The following is a 587-nucleotide window of genomic DNA, read 5'->3' as shown; positions in this document are numbered from 1 at the left end:
AACATACCCGTAAAAAGAAGGCAACCCATGAGGATCTCTTCAAAGGCCTGAAGGTTGAAAAAGTAGTGATCCCTCTTCCGGAAGAAGACCAGATCTGTCCGGTATGCGGTATGCAGATGGTCCTGATCGGCGAGGAGTATGTCCGCCGGGAACTGGAATTCATTCCTGCTACTTGTAAAGTGATCGAATACTACAGCCAGAGTTACGGATGTCCGTCCTGCAAGGAAGGGTTTGGCGATACAGAAAAGCCTGTGATCATAAAGTCTCAGGTTCCGGCGGCTCTGGTTGGGAAAGGTCCTGCCTCAGCATCCACTGTTGCATGGACCATGTATCAGAAGTATGCCAATGGGCTTCCCCTTTACCGGCAGGAGAAAGACTGGAAACAGTATGGGGCTCAGATCAGCCGCACCACTCTTGCCAACTGGATCATCTACTGTTCACAGAACTACTTCCAGCCAATGTATGATTACTTCCACCGTGAGCTGCTGAAACGCAGCTTTGCAATGGCAGATGAAACCCGAGTTCAGGTATTGAACGAGGAAGGGCGCCGAGCCCAGACCCAATCATTCATGTGGCTGTTCCGAAGC

General features: G+C 50.8%; 1 protein-coding gene. It reads left to right on the top strand.

Features of this window, described 5'->3' with window-relative positions; all coding sequences use genetic code 11:
- Positions 1-587 (top strand): transposase (locus ACTNB3_RS17900; RefSeq protein ID WP_441027313.1); only part of this gene is annotated, 587 nt, incomplete at both ends.

Source organism: Bariatricus sp. HCP28S3_D3 (genome assembly GCF_052065755.1).
Lineage (GTDB): Bacteria > Bacillota > Clostridia > Lachnospirales > Lachnospiraceae > Allocoprococcus.
The sequence above is the reverse complement of the archived record's forward strand: the minus strand, read 5'-3'. Positions and strand labels throughout refer to the sequence as shown.